The following is a 514-nucleotide window of genomic DNA, read 5'->3' on the forward strand; positions in this document are numbered from 1 at the left end:
GGCCTGGGCAGTGGCCTGGAGTTCGAAGAGATCAAGTTGCTGCCGGAGGTCGCCCAGCCGTTCTACATCGAACTGCCGATCCAGATCACGGTCACCGGGGATTACCACGACCTGGCTACCTTCGTCAGTGGTGTGGCCGGGTTGCCGCGAATCGCCACCTTGCACGATTTCGGTCTTGCGCCCGTCAGCCCCGAAGGTGGTCCGAAGCGGCGCTTGACCATCCCCGCCAACACTTACCGCTACAGCGACAAGGGACAGCATCAATGAGCCCGGCACATTGTTTTTCGGTGGTGGTGTTGCTGTCTGCCCTGTCCGGTTGTGGCGCAGGCGATGACTACACCGATCTGGATGCGTACATGAACGAAATGCGCCTGCATGGGCCGGGGAGGATTGAACCAACGCCGGTATTCCGGTCTTACCCGGCATTCACTTACAACGCGGCGAATCTGCGCAGCCCGTTCTCACCGCAGATCAGCACTGATCTGGCGGCTCAACGCAGGGGCTCACGTAACGT

1 protein-coding gene and 1 pseudogene are annotated in these 514 nt (G+C 60.7%); both read left to right on the forward strand.

Annotated features, from left to right (window positions below; translation table 11 throughout):
- Window positions 1-267: pseudogene (gene pilO / locus F8N96_RS34915) on the forward strand (type 4a pilus biogenesis protein PilO); the annotation flags it as partial.
- On the forward strand, window positions 264-514 hold a 251-nt coding region (locus F8N96_RS34920; protein WP_150801648.1), incomplete at its 3' end, for a pilus assembly protein PilP. The pseudogene pilO and the gene F8N96_RS34920, both read left to right, overlap by 4 nt.

The organism is Pseudomonas fluorescens (assembly GCF_902497855.1).
Lineage (GTDB): Bacteria > Pseudomonadota > Gammaproteobacteria > Pseudomonadales > Pseudomonadaceae > Aquipseudomonas > Aquipseudomonas fluorescens_BI.